Source organism: Nocardia arizonensis (assembly GCF_001310275.1).
In the GTDB taxonomy this organism is placed as follows: domain Bacteria; phylum Actinomycetota; class Actinomycetes; order Mycobacteriales; family Mycobacteriaceae; genus Nocardia; species Nocardia arizonensis.
The window spans coordinates 60,371-78,147 of the sequence record NZ_LGYZ01000131.1 but is presented as its reverse complement, the minus strand read 5'-3'; the positions used below and the strand labels follow the sequence as shown (position 1 = coordinate 78,147).

The 17,777-nt window shown below is 66.9% G+C and carries 11 protein-coding genes, 1 pseudogene and 1 riboswitch; of the genes and pseudogenes, 8 read left to right on the top strand and 4 right to left on the bottom strand.

Translation table 11 applies throughout. The features are described 5' to 3' along the window. Positions 1-866: 866 nt before the first annotated feature. The 5 genes and pseudogenes from APZ21_RS30585 to APZ21_RS30565 all read left to right on the top strand — a co-directional run bounded on the left by APZ21_RS30585 (position 867) and on the right by APZ21_RS30565 (position 7,988). Positions 867-1,835: an AAA family ATPase gene (locus APZ21_RS30585; protein WP_054816756.1), complete on the top strand. Its 969-nt coding sequence runs from the start codon at positions 867-869 to the stop codon at positions 1,833-1,835. Then, the gene (locus APZ21_RS30580) at positions 1,828-4,362 is read left to right on the top strand and encodes a S8 family peptidase (RefSeq protein WP_054816755.1); all 2,535 of its coding nucleotides are present in this window, start codon (positions 1,828-1,830) and stop codon (positions 4,360-4,362) included. Before APZ21_RS30585 ends, APZ21_RS30580 begins: the two co-directional genes overlap by 8 nt. A 656-nt stretch (positions 4,363-5,018) precedes the next feature. After that, positions 5,019-5,480, top strand: a pseudogene (locus tag APZ21_RS30575) (LLM class flavin-dependent oxidoreductase); the annotation flags it as partial. A 128-nt stretch (positions 5,481-5,608) separates the two neighbouring features. Next, positions 5,609-6,409, top strand: coding sequence for an SDR family NAD(P)-dependent oxidoreductase (locus APZ21_RS30570; RefSeq protein WP_239476916.1), 801 nt, complete (start codon positions 5,609-5,611; stop codon positions 6,407-6,409). 418 nt (positions 6,410-6,827) lie between these two features. After that, the gene (locus APZ21_RS30565; RefSeq protein WP_054816753.1) at positions 6,828-7,988 is read left to right on the top strand and encodes an esterase/lipase family protein; all 1,161 of its coding nucleotides are present in this window, start codon (positions 6,828-6,830) and stop codon (positions 7,986-7,988) included. Between the two features lie 156 nt (positions 7,989-8,144). On the opposite strand, the gene APZ21_RS30560 is transcribed toward APZ21_RS30565, so the two are convergent. Continuing rightward, positions 8,145-9,200 (bottom strand): alpha/beta fold hydrolase, encoded by a 1,056-nt coding sequence (locus tag APZ21_RS30560; protein ID WP_054816752.1) that lies wholly within the window; start codon positions 9,198-9,200, stop codon positions 8,145-8,147. A gap of 296 nt (positions 9,201-9,496) precedes the next feature. Further along, entirely contained in the window at positions 9,497-9,766 is a 270-nt protein-coding gene (locus APZ21_RS30555) for a hypothetical protein (RefSeq protein ID WP_054816751.1), read from the bottom strand. A 168-nt stretch (positions 9,767-9,934) separates the two neighbouring features. Here APZ21_RS30555 and APZ21_RS30550 point away from each other — a divergent pair, with 168 nt between their 5' ends. Continuing rightward, positions 9,935-10,411: a DUF2752 domain-containing protein gene (locus APZ21_RS30550; protein ID WP_239476914.1), complete on the top strand. Its 477-nt coding sequence runs from the start codon at positions 9,935-9,937 to the stop codon at positions 10,409-10,411. Positions 10,412-10,461: 50 nt separating this feature from the next. Continuing rightward, positions 10,462-10,650, top strand: a complete 189-nt coding sequence (locus APZ21_RS30545) for a hypothetical protein (protein ID WP_054816750.1) — start codon at positions 10,462-10,464, stop codon at positions 10,648-10,650. A gap of 9 nt (positions 10,651-10,659) precedes the next feature. Here the strand turns inward: APZ21_RS30545 and APZ21_RS30540 are convergent, their stop codons facing one another. Both APZ21_RS30540 and APZ21_RS30535 read right to left on the bottom strand, forming a co-directional pair. Further along, positions 10,660-11,991, bottom strand: a complete 1,332-nt coding sequence (locus APZ21_RS30540; RefSeq protein WP_054816749.1) for a M1 family metallopeptidase — start codon at positions 11,989-11,991, stop codon at positions 10,660-10,662. Further along, positions 11,991-15,998: a Pls/PosA family non-ribosomal peptide synthetase gene (locus tag APZ21_RS30535; protein WP_082393574.1), complete on the bottom strand. Its 4,008-nt coding sequence runs from the start codon at positions 15,996-15,998 to the stop codon at positions 11,991-11,993. The genes APZ21_RS30540 and APZ21_RS30535 overlap by 1 nt, the downstream gene beginning before the upstream one ends. Before the next feature lie 303 nt (positions 15,999-16,301). Further along, positions 16,302-16,415: riboswitch (SAM riboswitch) on the top strand. A 43-nt stretch (positions 16,416-16,458) separates the two neighbouring features. On the opposite strand from APZ21_RS30535, the gene APZ21_RS30530 reads away from it, so the two are divergent. Next, positions 16,459-17,775 (top strand): aminotransferase class V-fold PLP-dependent enzyme, encoded by a 1,317-nt coding sequence (locus APZ21_RS30530; RefSeq protein ID WP_054816748.1) that lies wholly within the window; start codon positions 16,459-16,461, stop codon positions 17,773-17,775. Positions 17,776-17,777 lie beyond the last annotated feature (2 nt).

The following is a 17,777-nucleotide window of genomic DNA, read 5'->3' as shown; positions in this document are numbered from 1 at the left end:
TGAGTGTCTTGGAGTAGTCGTACGCGTTCGGAGGGATCGGTGTGTAGCCGCACATGCCGTTCGGGCACACTCCGGCAGGCTCGGGAAGCCTCATGCGAGCGGTCTGTTTGATCGACCACGCCGAACTGGGACGTTCCACGCGGGATCAATTGCGCTGTCTGCGTATTTAGGTCGCGCGTCGTCTGGATTGCTGATGCCTTCGATGCCGACGCGCGCGCCGACGCGGGCGCGTCGCGGCGTTTCGACTTCGGGGAATGTCGTTGACGGCGAATCGGAATCGGCGGCGAGGACCAGCGGGGGCATCGGGGGGTCGCCGCTGTGACGCCAACCCCGAGCTACCATCCGTATGTGAAACACAGGGCGGCAACGGTTTCCACCCTACGCGCGTAGCGTCGAACGGATCTGACGGTGAAGATCCTGGGCACCCACGCCGCTTCCGAGGGCACATACGGATCACCGCGGATCACAGCCGAACATAGACCCCGCTACCGACACAGACCACACACTGTCGGCGTGCCCTGGCCGCTTGTGGCCGATCAGGCTATCGGCATGTACAGACTGAGGTCTATTCTTGCCATCTATCCGATAGGCCGCGCCGAGCCTCTATGACCCACGTCTCAGGCTTAGGGTTAGCCCTAGTTCACGAAATCCTCATCGATGGGGTGCGTGCCATCAAGAATGGGTAGACCCACAGTGTGAGGTCTCTGTCCTTGCGATCACACCTCCTAGAGGCGTCGATCACGGCACACTACATCGACGTAGATCGTGGGTCTGCCGTCACAAACTGCCAGTGAAAGCCATGTGCATAGTGCAGACAACAGCAGATCAATACTCTGATCAGGTGCTGAGATGGGAGGATTGTTGTCATGGCGGCGTCAGGGGAACACATTAAGGCGCTGGTGCGCAGTCATGCTGCTGGCGATGATGACGCCTTCTACGCTGTGGCATTGCAGGTCGCTGCAAAGGCTGCCCGCCAGGGCCATGGGAACCTCGCAGGTGACCTGAAGCGAGTCATCGATTCTGCGCGTCGCCAGCCCGTCGCAAGCAAGGTCACCGCCATCGCGCAGCCACGCGGCGACTTGGCCGAGCTGGTAACCGCCAGCTTCCCAGATGTAACTTTGCAGCACCTGGTTGTACCGCGGCCGTTGAAGGATTCGCTATCCGAGTTCCTCCACGAGCAACGTCAGCGTCAGTCGTTGGTCGAGCATGGGTTCACGCCCTCCAACCGCCTACTGTTGGAAGGCCCACCAGGTACTGGTAAAACCATGACCGCTGCTGTCATCGCACACGAGTTATCCCTCCCCTTGCTAACGGTGCGACTGGACAGCCTGTTGAGCAAGTACATGGGCGAGACAGCGAGCAAGCTCAGGACAGTGTTCGAAGCAGCAGCGACCCAACGAGCGGTGTATTTATTCGACGAGTTCGATGCGCTCGGCGCACACCGAACGGGGAACGACGTCGGCGAAGCCCGCCGCATACTCAACTCGTTTCTGATCTTTCTTGAGCAAGCCGATGCTGAGAGCATCGTTATCGCCGCGACCAACCACAGAGCGATCCTCGACCACGCATTGTTCCGCCGCTTCGACCTCGCGATCACCTACCACTTGCCCGAACCGGACCACGCAGTTCGAGTGATGAAGATCCGCCTCGGCCGTTTGGGCAAGGACATCGACTGGGCATCAGTACAATCGGCTACTGCGGAATTGAGCCACGCCGAACTGGTAAAGGCATCCGAAACAGCAGCCAAGCAAGCGATCTTGAGGAGGGAACCGAGCGTGACGACAGGCGACCTGAATAAGGCGTTGCGCGACCGCCGAGCCAGCGCCCATGCCTGATGAACTCACCCATATCCTGCCGCACCTAACCGTTACAGGACGCGCCGCAGACCACGCACTGACCCGAAAAGGGGGCGGCTCAGGGGCAATCCGAGCCGTGGACCGACGGACTCACGGGCAGAAGATCATCAGTGATCTTCGAATCTCCTTCAGCGCCGCCGACGCCGACCGTGCCGCCGTAGATCCGATTCTTGCAGAGCTTGAGGCGACTGGCGTCGTTCTGGTGCTTGATGCGGCCGAGCCCGGATTCCCTCTGAAGCTCAGCTCTCTCGACGGTTGGACGCAGCACCGGAAGACGCCCAAGAAACCGAAATGGCTACTCCTCGCCGTCCAGCGCGACACCGCAGACCTGCCCGAGAGCGCTGTCGTGTGGGTGAACGACACGTACCGTCAAGCGTTTCTCGCACTGTTCGAAAAGTATCTGACCAAGACACGAGTCTCCGGGCAACCAGCTAATCGTGCCCTAGTCGCGAATATCGGAACAATCAAACGGGCTGTGCTACGTGACCTTTGGCGATCCGAACAGGAGCCGCTCCAGCGGGAGCTTTGCTGGTGGGAACTCTGGCTGGATGGTCCAGATTACGTGGCAAAACTGGTCCAGTTCGCGGAGATACATGGTTTCCGTCTGTCCCGCGGACGTTTCGAACTCAACGACAGGACGATCGTCTGGCTTCAGGCGCGCTGGGATCAGCTGGAGGTGCTGCCCTTCCTCAACATCGGCCTTGCCGAGGTCCGTAAGCCAGAGTTCATCGACACCATCGAAGATCTGACGCGCGACGAACACGACGAGTACACCACCGAACTGTCGACTCGAATCCAGCCAGCCGACGAATCGGCACCGGCGGTATGCCATCTCGACACCGGCGTTCGCCGCTCCCATCTCCTGCTGTCGGATTCACTGGCGCCCGCCGACACACATTCGGTGGTCGACACTGACGCGGTCGCAAAGGATCCCCACGGAACCAACATGGCGGGGTTGGCCCTGTTCGGGCCACTCGATGAATTGCTGACCAGTACACGGACTGTCGAGCTCACGCACCGACTCGAATCGGTCAAAATCCTGCCCGATCACCCCGCCGGGAATGACCCATTCGCGTACGGCCTGGTCACTGCCGAAGCTGCTGCGGCTGTCGAGACCGCGGTGCCGCACAGGGCACGCGTGTACTGCATGCCCATTACTAGCCCACCCGAAACCGGACGCGGAGAGCCAACCCTGTGGTCGGCTGCGGTTGATGCACTGAGCGTTGGCACGGACATCGGCCGGATACAAGGCCGACTCACCCTCGTCGGCAAGCCGGATCGCTCGGCGTCACGTCTGTTCTTAATCTCGGCTGGCAACGTCAGCGATACGCGGATCCCGGGCAGTCGCTATCTCGACCTGTGTGACAGCTCGACCATCGAAACACCAGCGCAATCATGGAACGCACTGACCGTGGGGGCGCACACGACACTGACCAGCACGCCGACCGATCCCACCTTCCAACACTGGAAATGCGTGGCAGCCGACGGCGAACTGTCGCCGCACAGCCGCACCTCACTCACCTTCGGCAGCGGCGACAAATGGCCGATAAAGCCGGACATCTGTATGGAGGGCGGCAACCTCATCACCGACGGTGTCGACTTCCACGACCACCCCATCGTCTGCGTGCGCACGACTTCCGGCAGTGACGACTTCTCGCTCACCTCGGCGAACGCCACCAGTGCCGCCACCGCCCAGGCAGCACGACTCGCGGCCATGGCGATGGCAAGCTATCCGGACTACTGGCCCGAAAGCATCCGTGGCTTGCTCGTACATTGCGCTGAGTGGACTCCATCCATGCGACGCGAGGTCTACGACACCAAATCGAAACGAGACCGAAAGCAACTGTTGCGCCGATTCGGGTGGGGTGTACCCATCGAAACCGCAGTCCTGAACTCGGCTATGAACGCAGTCACGCTCGTCACACAGGATGAATTCGTCCCATTCGTTGGGCGTGATCGCCGCTCGCGTACCTTTCGACTCCACGACTTGCCCTGGCCTGCACGCGAGCTCACAGCGCTCGCCGAAACCGACGTCCAGATGCGAATCACGCTCTCCTACTTCATTGAGCCGACCGCGTCCCGTCGGGGCTGGAACAGTCGCTACGCCTACCAATCGCATGGACTTCGGTTTGTCCTACGAGCCCCCTTGGAGACCAACGCTCACGACTTCATCGCGCGAGTCAATCGTGACGCCGAAGACGAGGAAGCCGGTGCACGGCCACCTAGCGGATCAGAGCACTGGACCCTCGGTGAACAACAGCGCACACTCGGTTCGCTCCATCAGGACATCTGGGAAGGTAGCGCCGCCGACTTGGCACAGTGCGACCAGATCGCGGTCTATCCAGTCGGAGGCTGGTGGAAACACAACACCCGAAGCGACCGGGAAGACGAACCGGTGCGCTACAGCCTCGTCGTCTCCCTACGCACCAGCGCCAATGTCGACCTGTACACCCCTATCTCGACCAAGATCGCCATCCCGACCTCTGTAGCCATCACATCCAACTAACGCCGATCACCTCGCTTTGGAATCCAAATCGCTGCGGTTCGTGCGGGTGAGAACGACGACGGCTCATCGGACCTCTACTCGTTGAGTGCGAGCGGTCCTTGGCTTCCGGGAGTGTTCTGATGAAGCGTATGCGACTGGTTACCGGAATCATCGCGGCGGTGCTGTTGGCGATATGCATCTACTACATCTTCGCACGTGGCGTAGATGACACCATTTATGTCTACTACGGGCTCGCTTCCATCGCTGTCAGTGTTCTCGTTCCTGCGCTCTGGAACGCATGGCATAGCTGTCGACGTTGTCGGTGAGCGCCGGCGCTGCTACCGGCGAGACACCGTGCGCGGCAGCGAGTATGGGCCGCTCACGACTTGCGTGATGCGTAAATGCTTGTGCTGGCGCTGATTTCGGGGTGTTGCTACTGACGTGCGGGTGTAAGACTGGTGATCGTGATCGCGCCGAGCCCATCGCATTCGCCGCACGGACCGGTGATGGTCCCTTTCGGTGCGGGAACCGTCGCTCGTAGGAGTACGGACGGTGGTTCGGACGCACCTCGGTCACAGCCATGACGTTCGGTCCTTCGCCGGCGCGCCCACATCGATCAGTCGGATTGCGGCGATGCCGGGATGGATACGGATTACCGAAGACAACGGAGTGAAGAGATGAAGATTTCGCTGTTCTACGAGTTCCCGCTGCCGCGTCCTTGGCGCGCGGATGATGAGCGTCAGTTGTTCCAGGACGGTTTGGACGAGATCGAGGCGGCCGACAGGGCGGGGTTCTCGACGGTGTGGTTGACCGAGCATCATTTTCTCGAGGAGTTCAGTCATGCCGCGGCGCCGGAGGTTTTCCTCGGTGCGGCCAGTCAGCGGACGCGGAATATCCGTTTGGGGTTCGGTGTGATGCATCTGCCGCCTGCGATCAATCATCCGGCGCGGGTGGCCGAGCGGGTTTCGACGTTGGATCTGGTTTCCAATGGGCGGGTGGAGTTCGGTTCGGGGGAGAGTTCCTCGGTGGCCGAACTCGGTGGGTTCAATATCGACCCGGCCGATAAGCGCGCGCAGTGGGAGGAGGCTCTCGACGTGGCGGTGCGCTGCATGGTCGAGGAGCCTTTCACCGGGCCCAAGAACCCGTGACGCAACGGCTCGCGCGGCCCGGCCCGGACCGCGCGAGCCGTCCGCACGACGACCGCAACGCGAGGGCCGGAAGCTGCCGGCTTCGGATAGCCGCCGCGACCAGGCTGCAAGGCATGGATATGTTGTTGCGGAACAAGATCGCGGTGGTTACGGGAGCGTCTAAGGGGATCGGACTCGCGACGGCGCGCACCCTGCACGCCGAGGGCGCGTCGGTGGTGGCGGTGTCGCGGCGCTCTACGCCGGAACTCGACGCGCTCGCGGGTCCGCGACTCACGCACGTCGCGGCCGACCTCATGGAACCGGAGGGGCCTGCGCACGCGATCGCGGCGGCGGAGCGCGCGTTCGGCGGGTTGGACATCCTCGTCAACAATGCGGGTGGTCCGCCGCCCGGGGCGGTGCTGCCGCGCTTCTCCTTCACGGCGCTCGATGACGCCGACTGGCGGGACATGCTTGAGTTCAACCTCATGGCGACCGTGCGGGCGGTGCGGGCCGCCATACCTCTCATGCTGACCCGCGGCGGCGGCGCGATCATCAATATCTCCTCGACCCACGCGCACGTTCCCAGCGGTGTCAATGTCGACTACGGGGTGGCGAAGGCGGGTATCGGCAATCTCACCAAGGCGCTCTCGGAAGAGTTCGGGCCGAGGGGAATTCGAGTGAACACGGTCTCGCCCGGCCCGGTCGTGACGCCGTGGTGGACCGAGGAGGGCGGCGCCGCGGAGGTGATCGCCGCCGCGACGGGCAGCGATCGCGACACCGTGCTGAGCACCGGGGCGGCGGAGATGATGCGGTTGACCACCGGCAGGCTCATCGATCCGCAGGAGATCGCCGACGCCGTCGTCCTGCTGTGTTCGCCGCGTTCGGCCAGCACCACCGGAATCGACATGCTGGTGGACGCGGGACTTCGCAAGGCGGTGTGAGCGCCGGACGCCGGGTTCCGCGCGACACGCAACCCGGCGTCTTCCTGCTCGGCCGCGGGTGAGGGCGGCGAATCCGAGGGTGAAGGGCGCGTTCTGTTCGGTGCTGCCCATGATGATCGGTGATCGCCGTTGCCCGCGGCGGTCCAGTGCCGCATGGTGACGGCGCTGTCACCGGGGCGTGTGCCGCCTGTCCGCGGACTGTGCCCGGTCCCTAAATGCGTCTCCCGACTTCATGAACTGCCCGGATTTCGCGCGGCCGTGAGGTTTCCGCTGTGTTTCGGCACGACGCTTGTCCCAACCCGGTGCGAGACGAGGGAACGGAGAGCATCGGCGGACTGGATGTTGTGCGGAAGGGCATCTGATGAGGACGAAGTTACAAGGACTATTCGGGCTGCGACGTTGCGGCGCGGTCGCTTTCATGGCGGGCGTGACGGCCGTGGTGACGACCGTGGGCGGTGCGGTGAGCGTCGCCGCTCCCGAACCGGCGGCGCGGTCCGCGCCCACCGAACAGGCGCTGGCCGACTACATCGCGGCCGGACTGAAGGCGAAGCCCGTGGCGGGGACCGGATCGGCCTGCAATTCGGGTAGCGGTGCCGGTTCGGGGAACGGGTCGGGCAACTGTTACGGAGGATCGGGCAGCAGCTCCGGTTCCGCGGGCGGGTTCTCCAGCGACACAGTCGGTTACGGACCGCCGATGACCTCGTGGGTGGCCGCCTTCGGGTACGGACTCCAGCATCCGGACGTGGCGCCGCCGGGAACCAACGACTGGAGCTGCAAGCCGTCGGCCGAACATCCCCGTCCGGTGATCGCCGTGCACGGTACCTGGATGAACGCCTACAACGGTTTCGCCTATATGGGACAGCCGTTGAAGGACGCCGGATTCTGCGTCTTCACCTTCAACTACGGCCGCTCCAATCTGTTACAGGGTGGCGGTCTCGGTTCGGTACTGCCCGGCGTGATGGGCACCGGCTACATCGAGGATTCGGCCAAACAGCTGGCGCTGTTCGTCGACCGGGTCCTCGGCGCGACCGGGTCGGACAAGGTCGATATCGTCGCGCATTCCCAGGGCGGTCCGATGTCGGGCTACTACACCAAGTACGAGGGCGGCGCGTCCAAGGTGCAGAAGATGATCACCCTCGGCGCGACCCATCACGGCACCACCCTCGACGGTATCGGCGCACTCGGCCGCGCTGTCAACAATCTCGGTATCGACGTGCTCGGTTTCGTGGAGATCTTCGTCGGCCACGCCGGTATCCAACAGACCGTCGGCTCCGATTTCGTGAACAAACTCAATGCGGGCGGCGACACGGTCCCTGGTATCGATTACACGGTCATCGGCACCCGCTACGACGAGATCACGACGCCGTTCGACCTGACCTATCTGCACGCGGGCCCGGGCGCGACGGTGAACAACGTGGTCTTGCAGGACGGCTGCGATTCGGATCTGTCCGATCACCTGACCATGCTGTACTCGCCGCGTGCGCTGTCGATCGTGCTGCGCGCCCTCGACCCGGCCGGACACCCGGACTTGCGGTGCACCTTCAACCCGTGGGTGATCGGCGGCGGCGGATCGCTCTGAGGTGCGTCGAAACTACTGCCCGGCAACAGGATTGGGAATAGTCGACCGCGCGGACGGCGCGACCGCTACCCTTTCCGGCGGGGGAAGCTCCATCGGATACGTACTCAGGAGCTTCCCCCTTTTCCGATCCACCCGGGGTTCAAGGGGTTTCGGTTCTCAGATCGCGGTGGCCTCGGGACGCCGGGCGCGTTCGAGAACGCGCGCGAGGACGGCGTCGAAGCGGTCGGCCGCTTCGAGGTTGCCGAGATGTCCTGTGGGCCAGACGAAGTAGTCGGCCAGTGTGCCGTTGCGGTCGAGCAGGTCGACGATGTGACGCGACATGCGTTCGGGCAGCAGCAGATCACCGGAGCCCGCGATCACCGTGGTCGGCACGGTGAGGTGGCGGGCGGAGTCGCCGAGGTCGATGTCGACCAGTGCGGCGGCGTGCAGCGCGCGGGTCAGGGGGCGGCACGCGCGGATGACGCCGAGGGCGAAGGCCACCTGGTCGTCGGTGGCGTGCCTGTTCATCACCCGGTTCTTGAACACCGCCGCGACCAGCCTGCCGCCGGGTACCGGGACGGGGGAGAACAGCAGCGTTTCGGCCACCAGCGACGGCATGCGCACGGTGTTGCCCGCCAAGGTCAGCGGTCGCGCCGCGACCGACAGCGGCTTGTTCAGCAGCGGCAGCATATCGGTCTGGTCTCGGACTTCGCGGGCCGCGGTGTTGACGAGTACGACCTCGCTCGCCCGTTCGGCCACCTGGCCGGGATACCGGGCCGCCCACGCCTGCAAGGTCATACCGCCCATGCTGTGGCCGACCATGACGGCGCGTTCGCCGCGCGGCAGTGCCGCGTCCAGGACGGCATCGAGGTCGGCGGCGAGGGTGGCGGCGCCGAGGGTGGCGCGGCCGAGTCCGCTCTCGCCGTGGCCGCGCTGGTCGTAGGCGAGGACGCGGTAACGGTCGGCGAAGGCGTTGATCTGGGGATACCAGTACTCGATGCTGCAACTCCAGCCGTGGATCAGCACCAGGGGCGGCGCATCGGCCGGGCCGTAGGCGTGCACGCGCAATCGGGCGCCGTCGGCGGTGGTCACGGGGATCACGTCGTGCTGGGCGGCAGGCTTGTTCAGCGCCGCGGTCGCGTAGGTGCCACTACGCAGAGTCGCACGGTAGGCGGCGGTGAGCGGTTCGGTGCCGCGTAGCGCCGCGATCGTCTTCATCGACGTGACCAACATAACGAGCACTCCTTTGTGTCCGCCGTTACCGTACCGCGCAAGCTGGGGTGCTAGCTAGTGCAAGCGCCAGATTTCGGCAATCTGGGCTCGAATAGTCGGATACCCGATTTTCGGTACGCCGAACATCGCGCCCGGGGTGAAGATCGAAACCCATGGACACGTGCGAAACACCGCCCGCACGCCGGCGGGCGGCCCGGGTAGTCGGCGCGCCGTGACCCACTCGCATATCCGCTTATCGCGGATGCGGCCGCCGACGCTACGCGGGCGAACCCCTCGGTTCCCGGAACCGAGGGGGATCAGCCGGGAGCGAGCAGTTCGGTGATGAGGTCGGGAACGACCAGGCAGACCTGGTCGTCGGGGCGGAAATCGGCGGGCAGGTCGCGCCGGTGCGGCGCCCGCACGAACACCACCACCGATGACCCGTCGCCCGGATCTATCTCCACCGCCACCGAATCGGCGGTATCGCCCTCTCGGGCTCCTTGCCAGTGACCCACATGCCCGAACTCCAGCCTGCGAGCCGTACTGACCCCGAATGCGTCGAGCCGGGTGAAACCAGCGGCATCCACAGCGTGAAATTCTACGGGAGCTGCGGAAACGCCGGATTCGATCGAACATGATCGCGACGTGACCGGCTAAGATGCGGCGCACCCGCGAGAGGGGCGAAGATCGGGTCCGCCCGCGGGCGGCGATCCGCGGTGGCGCGGCGCCCGCCCGCGCGGTTACCGTTGTCGATTGTGGATGACACGCACGTCGCGGGCGAGACGATCGCGGACGCGATCATGGCGAAATACACCCGCCCGCCCGAACATCGCGGCTGGCGGGCGCTGCCGTTGCCGCTGCTCACCGCCGGGGTCGGGGTCGGGGCGGTCGCGCTGCTGCATTTCCGCGATCCGCACGTGGAGGGCGCCTACGGCATGTGCCCGGTCTACGCGCTGACCGGTATGTACTGTCCGGGATGCGGCGGAATGCGGGCGGTCCACAATCTCACCGATGGGCGGATCGTCGACGCGCTGCACAGCAATCTCATCGCGGTGCCGCTGCTGTTCGGTCTGGCGTTCTGGGTTGGCGCGTGGGGCGTTCGCGCCTGGCGCGGGCAGCGGCTGGTGCTGCCGAAGATCGAGCGCACGACCATGTGGCTGCTGTTCGGTCTCATCGCGGTCTACTCCGTCGTGCGCAATACCCCGTGGGGCGGGTGGCTCACCCCGGTGTGATCGGCGCGGCATCACTGGTTCACCCGCGGTACGGAGGGCAGGCTTCGACTATGAGCGACACACTCAAACAGCGCGTGCGGGCCAAATTGCTGCGCCAACTGGCCGAGGACGGCGTCCCCGACGACGAACAGGACGATCCACGTCAGATCGCGATCGAAGACGACCTGGAGATGCTGGAATCCGTCGCCGACGACGATCCGCTGATCGAGGAACTCGCCGCCAGGTACCTGGTCTTCTGATCGCGCGGGTCAGCGCCGCGACGGCAACTCGGGAAGCGACTGGGCGCGCAGCCACCTGTCCCACAGCGGCCGCAGGGAGGTCGCGCTGTAGTGCCCGGCCAGATCGGTGAATTCCTCGGTGCCCACCGAGGAATGCCGGTACCGCAGGGTCCATTCCCGCACCAGGTCGAAGAACGCCTTGTCACCCAGGTGCAGGCGCAGGGCGTGCAGGGTGAGCGCGCCGCGCTTGTACACCCGGTCGTCGAACATGAGCCGCGGTCCGGGATCGCCGATCACGATGTCCTGGGGCTCGCGGGCCAGCGCTTGGCGCGCGGCCATGGCCTGCTGATCGGCGGTCGCGCCGCCCGAGCCCTCGGACCAGATCCATTCCGCGTAACAGGCGAAACCCTCGTGCAGCCAGATATCGCGCCACTGGCGGATGGTGAGGCTGTTGCCGAACCACTGATGCGCGAGTTCGTGCGCGACCAGCCGCTCCGAACCCCGGCGTCCGTCACAGTGATTCGCGCCGAAGACCGAGATGCCCTGCGCCTCGATCGGGATCTCCAGATCGTCGTCGGTGACCGCGACGGTGTAGGACCCGAACGGATAGGGCCCGAATTTCTCGATGAACAACTCCATCATCTCGGGCTGGCGGGAGAAGTCGTGGTCGAAATCCCCACGCAGGCGCGGCGGCGCCACCGCGTGCATGGGCACCGGGCCGTTCGCTGGGCCGACCCGGTAGCGGCGGTAGTGCCCGATCTGGATGGTCGCCAGATAGCTCGCCATGGGTTCGGACTGCTCGTAGATCCACGTCGTCTGGCTGGCCTTGGTCTGTTTGCCGACCAGAGCGCCGTTGGCAAGCGCGTAGTACGGGGTGTCGGTGGTGATCGAAATGCGGTAGCTGGCCTTGGAACTGGGATGGTCGTCGCAGGGGAACCACGACGCGGCGCCATTGGGCTGACTGGCGACCAGCGCTCCTTCCGACAGTTCTTCCCAGCCGACCTCACCCCACGGCCCGCGCACCGGTTTGGGTGTGCCCGCGTACTGCACGACCAGTGCGAGTACGCCTCCCGCCGGAATCCGCTGCTGCGGGGTTATCACGAGTTTGCCGCGCTGATGGGTGAATTTGGCGGCCTTCGCGCCATTGACGAGAACCTTGCCGACGGGCAGCGATTGGGACAGATCCAGGGCGAAGCGGGTGCGCACCTCGGTGGTGACCGCGGTGATCGCGGCGCGCCCGGTCAGCCGGTTGGCGGCGACCTTGTATGCCAGGGTCAACTCGTAGCGCGACACCCGGTAGCCCCGGTTGCCGTTCTGCGGTAGGTATTCGTCGATCGGTCGGTCGTAGAACTTGCTCGGCATCAACGGGCCGCTTCCGTGCCGACGTCTCCCGGCGCCGCCGCTCGCCCGGTCGCCGGGGTGGCGTCGGTGTCCTCGTCGGCGGCGGTCGCCGCCGACATGGTCGCGCCCGAGATCTTCTCCCGCCACGGGGAGATCGGATTGCCCCACCAGCGCGTCGAGGGCGGCACCACGTCGCCGCGCATGACCAGCGAGGCCGGTCCGATGGTCGCGCCCGCGCCGATCACCGCCGCGGGCAGTGCGACGCAGTGCGGTCCGAGTGTGGCGCCCGCGCCGAGGGTGACGGTGTCCATCGACATGATCCGATCGTGGAAAAGATGGGTCTGCACAACGCATCCCCGTTCCACGGTCGCGCCGTCGCCGAGTGTCACGAGGTCTGCCTCAGGAAGCCAATAGGACTCGCACCATACCCCGCGGCCGATTTTCGCGCCGAGTCCGCGCAGCCACAGATTCAGTACGGGCGTACCCGTGGCGGCGCGCGCGAACCACGGGGCCGCGACGGTTTCGACGAAGGTGTCGGCAACCTCGTTGCGCCAGACGAACGAACTCCACAGCGGGTGTTCCTCGGTGCCGATCCGTCCGACCAGCAACCACTTCGCCACGACCGCGCTCGCGCCCGCGACCGCGCCCGCGGCCAACAGCACAACGCCGCTGAGCAACGCGGCGGGCAGATGGCCGAGCCACCGCGCGAGTCCGGCCAGGGTGAACAGCACGCCGAGGCCGATGGCGAAGGTCACCAGGACCGGGATCAGACGGCAGGTCTCCACGACGGCGCGCGCGATGCGCAGCCGCAGCGGCGGATCGAAGGTGCGCGCGGTGTCGGCGCTCTCCGAGGCGCGGCGCAGTCGCACCGGCGGGCTGCCGAGCCACGATGATCCGGCCTTCGCCTTGGACGGCGCGGCCGAGAGCACCGCGACCAGACCGTTCTTCGGCACCCGCCGACCCGGCGCGGTCATGCCGGAGTTGCCGAGGAAGGCGCGTTTGCCGACCTTGGCCTCGCCGATGCGCAGCCAGCCGCCGCCGAGTTCGTAACTGGCGACCATGGTGTCGTCGGCCAGGAACGCCCCGTCGGCGACGGTGGTGAACTTGGGCAGCAGCAGGACGGTCGACGCCTCCACCGAACGACCGACCTTGGCGCCGAGCAGCCGCAGCCAGATGGGCGTCAACAGACTCGCGTAGAGCGGGAACAGGAAGGTGCGGGCCGAATCGAGCAGGCGTTCGGTAGACCACGCCTGCCAGCCGACGCGGCTGCGGACCGGATGGTAGCCCTCGCGCAAGCCGATGCTGAACAACCGCACCGCGATGATCGTGATGGCCGCGTACACACCGAGGCTGACCAGGGTGGCGACCGGGAGTACGGCGTAGGCGCGGGCAATGCCCTGCGCGAGCGTCGTGGTGTCGCGGATGCGCCAGGCGATGTAGGCCCCGCCCGCGGCCAGACCCATGATCGGGACCGACGCCAGCACCATCGAGGTGACACCGAATATCGCGATCCAGTGCGGGGCGCGGGCGGGCGTGTGATCGGGCCAGCGGTGTCGGGCCTTGCCGACCTTGACCGCGGGCGAGCCCGCCCACTCCTGATCGCTCTTGACCTTGCCCGATACCGCCGAACCCGGCGCGATCTCGGCGTTCTTGCCGATCTTGGTGCCGGGCAGCAGGATCGAGCGCGCGCCGACCACCGCGCCCGTGCCGATGACGATCGGGCCGATGTGCACCAGATCGCCGTCGATCCAGTAGCCCGACAGGTCGACCTCGGGTTCGACGCTGCAACGGTCGCCGAGTTCGAGCATTCCGGTGACCGGCGGCAGCGTGTGCAGATCGACGCCGCGCCCGATCTTGGCTCCGAGCGCCCGCGCGAATGGCACCATCCACGGTGCGCCGGAAAGGTTCTCGGCGCCACTCGCCTCCGAGAGCCGCACGGCCGTCCACAGCCGCAGGTGGACGTGGCCGCCGCGCGGATAACTGCCCGGCTTCACGTCGTCGAGCAGCAGTCTGGCCCCGAGCGCGCACAGTGCCATGCGACCCGGCGGGGAGATGAACAGTACGAAGGCGACGAGCGTCCACCACCAGGACAGCTGCGGCAGCCACGGCAGCGAGCCGGACCACGCCGCGATATTGCCCACGATCGCCAGCCAGGTCAGCCACTGCAATCCGGTGAGGGTGGTCAGCGGAATCGTCGCGAGCACCTGGAAGAGCTGGGCGGGCACCGGCGTCGGGCGCACCACGCGCTCCTCGACGGCCGCCGCGGGTGCGCTGTCGTCGAGGAATACGGCGAGCGCGCCGAGGCGCGGATGGTCGTAGAGGTCGGCGACCGTGACGCTCGGATAGCGTTCGCGCAGCGCGGCCACGAGCTGCGCGGCCGCCAGCGATCCGCCGCCGACATCGAAGAAGTCGGTGGAGGGACTGGTCACCTCCGCGCCGAGGATCGAATCCCACAGTCCGGCGACCCATTGGGCGGTCGGGGTGAGTCCGGCGTCGGCGTCGGAGTCGTTGCGTTTGGGCAGCGGCCAGGGCAGCGCGTCGCGGTCGACCTTGCCGGAGGTGCGGGTCGGCAGCTCGGCGACCACGGCCAGCCGCGGCACCATGGGCGCGGGCAGCTGGTCGGCGAGCCGATCGCGGGCGGCCTTCAGGTCGTAATCGGCGTCCGGGCCGGTGAGGTAGCCGACGAGGATCTTGTTGCCCGCCTTGGTGGTACGGATGGCGGTGGCCGCGCCGGTCACGGCGGGCAGATGCTGGAGCGCGTTGTCGATCTCGCCGAGTTCGATGCGGCGTCCGCCGATCTTGATCTGGTCGTCGGCGCGGCCGAGGAAGACCAGGCCCTCGCGATCGTTGCGGACCAGGTCGCCGCTGCGGTAGGCCCGTTCCCAGCCGAGCGAGGGCAACGGCGCGTATTTCTCGGCGTCCTTGACCGGGTCGAGGTAGCGGGCCAGTCCGACGCCGCCGATGACCAGTTCGCCGGATTCGCCCTCGGCCACCGGATCGCCTGCGGCGTCGACCACGGTCAGATCCCAGCCGTCCAGCGGCAGGCCGATGCGCACCGGCCACGATCCGCTCAGCAATGCGGCGCAGGCCACCACGGTGGCCTCGGTGGGCCCGTAGGTGTTCCACACCTCGCGTTCGTCGGTGCCCGCGAGTCGTTCGGCGAGTTCCGGGGGTACGGCCTCGCCGCCGAAGATCAGCAGGCGCACCGATTCCAGGGACTCGGCGGGCCAGGTCGCGGCCAGGGTCGGCACCGTCGACACGACGCTGATCTCGCGTCGCATGAGCCACGGGCCGAGGTCGGCGCCGGTGCGGACCAGCGCGCGCGGCGCGGGGACCAGGCACGCGCCGTTCCGCCAAGCCAGCCACATCTCCTCGCAGGAGGCGTCGAAGGCGACCGAGAGTCCGGCCAGTACCCGGTCGCCGGGACCGATCGGGGCGTCGCGCAGGAACAGGGCGGCTTCGGCGTCGACGAAGGCGGCGGCGTTGCGGTGGGTGACGGCGACGCCCTTGGGGGTGCCGGTTGACCCGGAGGTGAAGATGATCCAGGCGTCGTCGTCGGGATCGGGCGCCGCGGTCGTACCGGTCTCGGTCGCGGTCGTTTCGATGCCGTCGCCGGTGACGACGGCGCTGACCCGCGCCTCGCCGAAGACCAGCCGGGCGCGCTCGTCGGGATCGTCGGCGTCCACGGGGACGTAGGCCGCGCCCGCGTGCAGGACGGCCAGGATGGTGACGTAGAGCTCGCGGCTGCCCGAGGGCATGCGCACGCCGACCCGGTCGCCCGCGCGGACGCCCGCCGCGGCGAGTCGCGCCACGGCGGCGTCGATCTCGGCCAGCAGTTCGGCGTAGCTGAGGACGGTTTCGCCGTCGTCGATCGCCGGGGCGTCCTGATTCGCCGGCGCCGTTTCGGCGAGGATGTCGACCAGGGTGCGTGCGGGCGGTGCGAACGCGCCGCGCAGCAGCGGATCGGGAAGCGGTCCGTAGTCGTCCGTATCCTTGCCCGCCGCGGCGTCGACCTGCGGCTGGAGCATGACGTCCTGCCCACCTCTCATTGACCCGTGCCTTCACCGTTTGTTGTTCCGTACCAGGGTTACCAGTGGGCGAACACCCGGGTGACCGAGTGTCTACGGTACCCGGGGTATCGGCGAAGCATCTCGCTCGATGCCGTCCGCGTGGGCGAGCCTGGGTGATATGTCCGAATATTCGCCGGTCCGCGAAGGGTTTGTTCCGCGCCGAGGCACCTACGGAGCCGTCGCCGGACGCCGCGCGGACGACGGGCGAATCGCCGGAAAGGCGGTTGACACGGCCCGACCGCGTCTGCCAATCTCAGCTCAGGTCATGAGTATCAGCGTCAAGCCCCGGCTGGCTGGTCGGCAACCCTCCTCCGCGGTGGGGTGCTCCGGGTGACGACCGGGCCGATGCCCGACCGGGCTCGGCAAGCGCGGACTCGAGGCATCTCCTGGCGAGTCCCCGAACCGACGGGATTACGTGATGACCACTTTTGCCGACAACACCTGTGCCGCCCTCGCTCGCGTGTCGGGTGACGATCTGCGGGTGCCGCTCGTCCAGGGCGGCACGGTGTCGTACGCGAACTTCGACTACGCCGCGAGCGCGCCCGCACTGGCCGCGGTCACCGAACGGGTCTCCCAGCTGTTGCCGTACTACGCCAGCGTGCACCGCGGCGCGGGATACGCCTCGCGGATCTCCACCGAGTGCTACGAGACCTCGCGCGATTCGGTGCGGCGTTTCGTCGACGCGGCCGACGACCAGGTCGTCGTATTCACCCGAAACACGACCGATTCGCTGAATCTGCTGGCCGCCTGCGTCCCCGGCGACACGGTGGTCCTCGACACCGAGCACCACGCGAATTTCCTGCCTTGGGCCAGGAACGGCCGCCGTGTCGTGACGGCCGCGGCCACCGTCGAGGAGACCATCGGCCGTCTGGTCGCCGAACTGTGCGCCAAACCGGCCGCGCTGCTGGCGGTCACCGGTGCGTCCAACGTCACCGGCGAGCTGCTGCCGCTGGACCGGCTGGCCCATATCGCCCATCTGTGCGGCGCCCGGATCCTGGTCGACGCGGCGCAGCTGGTCCCGCACCGGCGCGTGAGCCTGCGCGAATGCGCCATCGACTACCTGGCCTTCTCCGGGCACAAGCTGTACGCGCCCTTCGGCGCGGGCGTGCTCGTCGGCCGCCGCGACTGGCTCGACGCGGCCGATCCGTATCTGGCGGGCGGCGGCGCGGTGGTCGAGGTCGGGGTGGACTCGGCGCGCTGGGCCCCCGCACCGCAGCGTCACGAGGCCGGATCGCCGAACGTGCTCGGCGTGGCCGCCCTGGCAGCCGCCTGTGACGCGCTCCGTGCCATCGACGCCGAAACCCAGCTCGCGCACGAACGCGCGCTCACCGAACGCCTGCGCGCGGGTCTGCGCGCCATCCCGGGCGCCGACCTGTTGCGCATCTGGTCCGACAGCGCCGACGCCGTCGGCATCGTCGCCTTCACGCTGGACGGATTCGATCCGGGACAGGTCGCGGCCTATCTTTCGGCCGAATGCGGTATCGGCGTGCGCGACGGCCGCTTCTGCGCGCATCCGCTGCTCGCCCGCCTCGGACTCGACGGCGCGCTGCGCGCCAGCATCGGACTCGGCACCACCTCCGCCGACGTCGACCGGCTGGTCGACGCACTCGCCACCCTGGTGCGCACCGGTCCGTCCTGGACATACGCGCGCACCGATGGGCACTGGAATCCCACTCCCGAGACCCGCCCTTTCGCCGCCGACGCCGCGGGCGCGTCCCCCTGCGCCCTCGGCTGAAC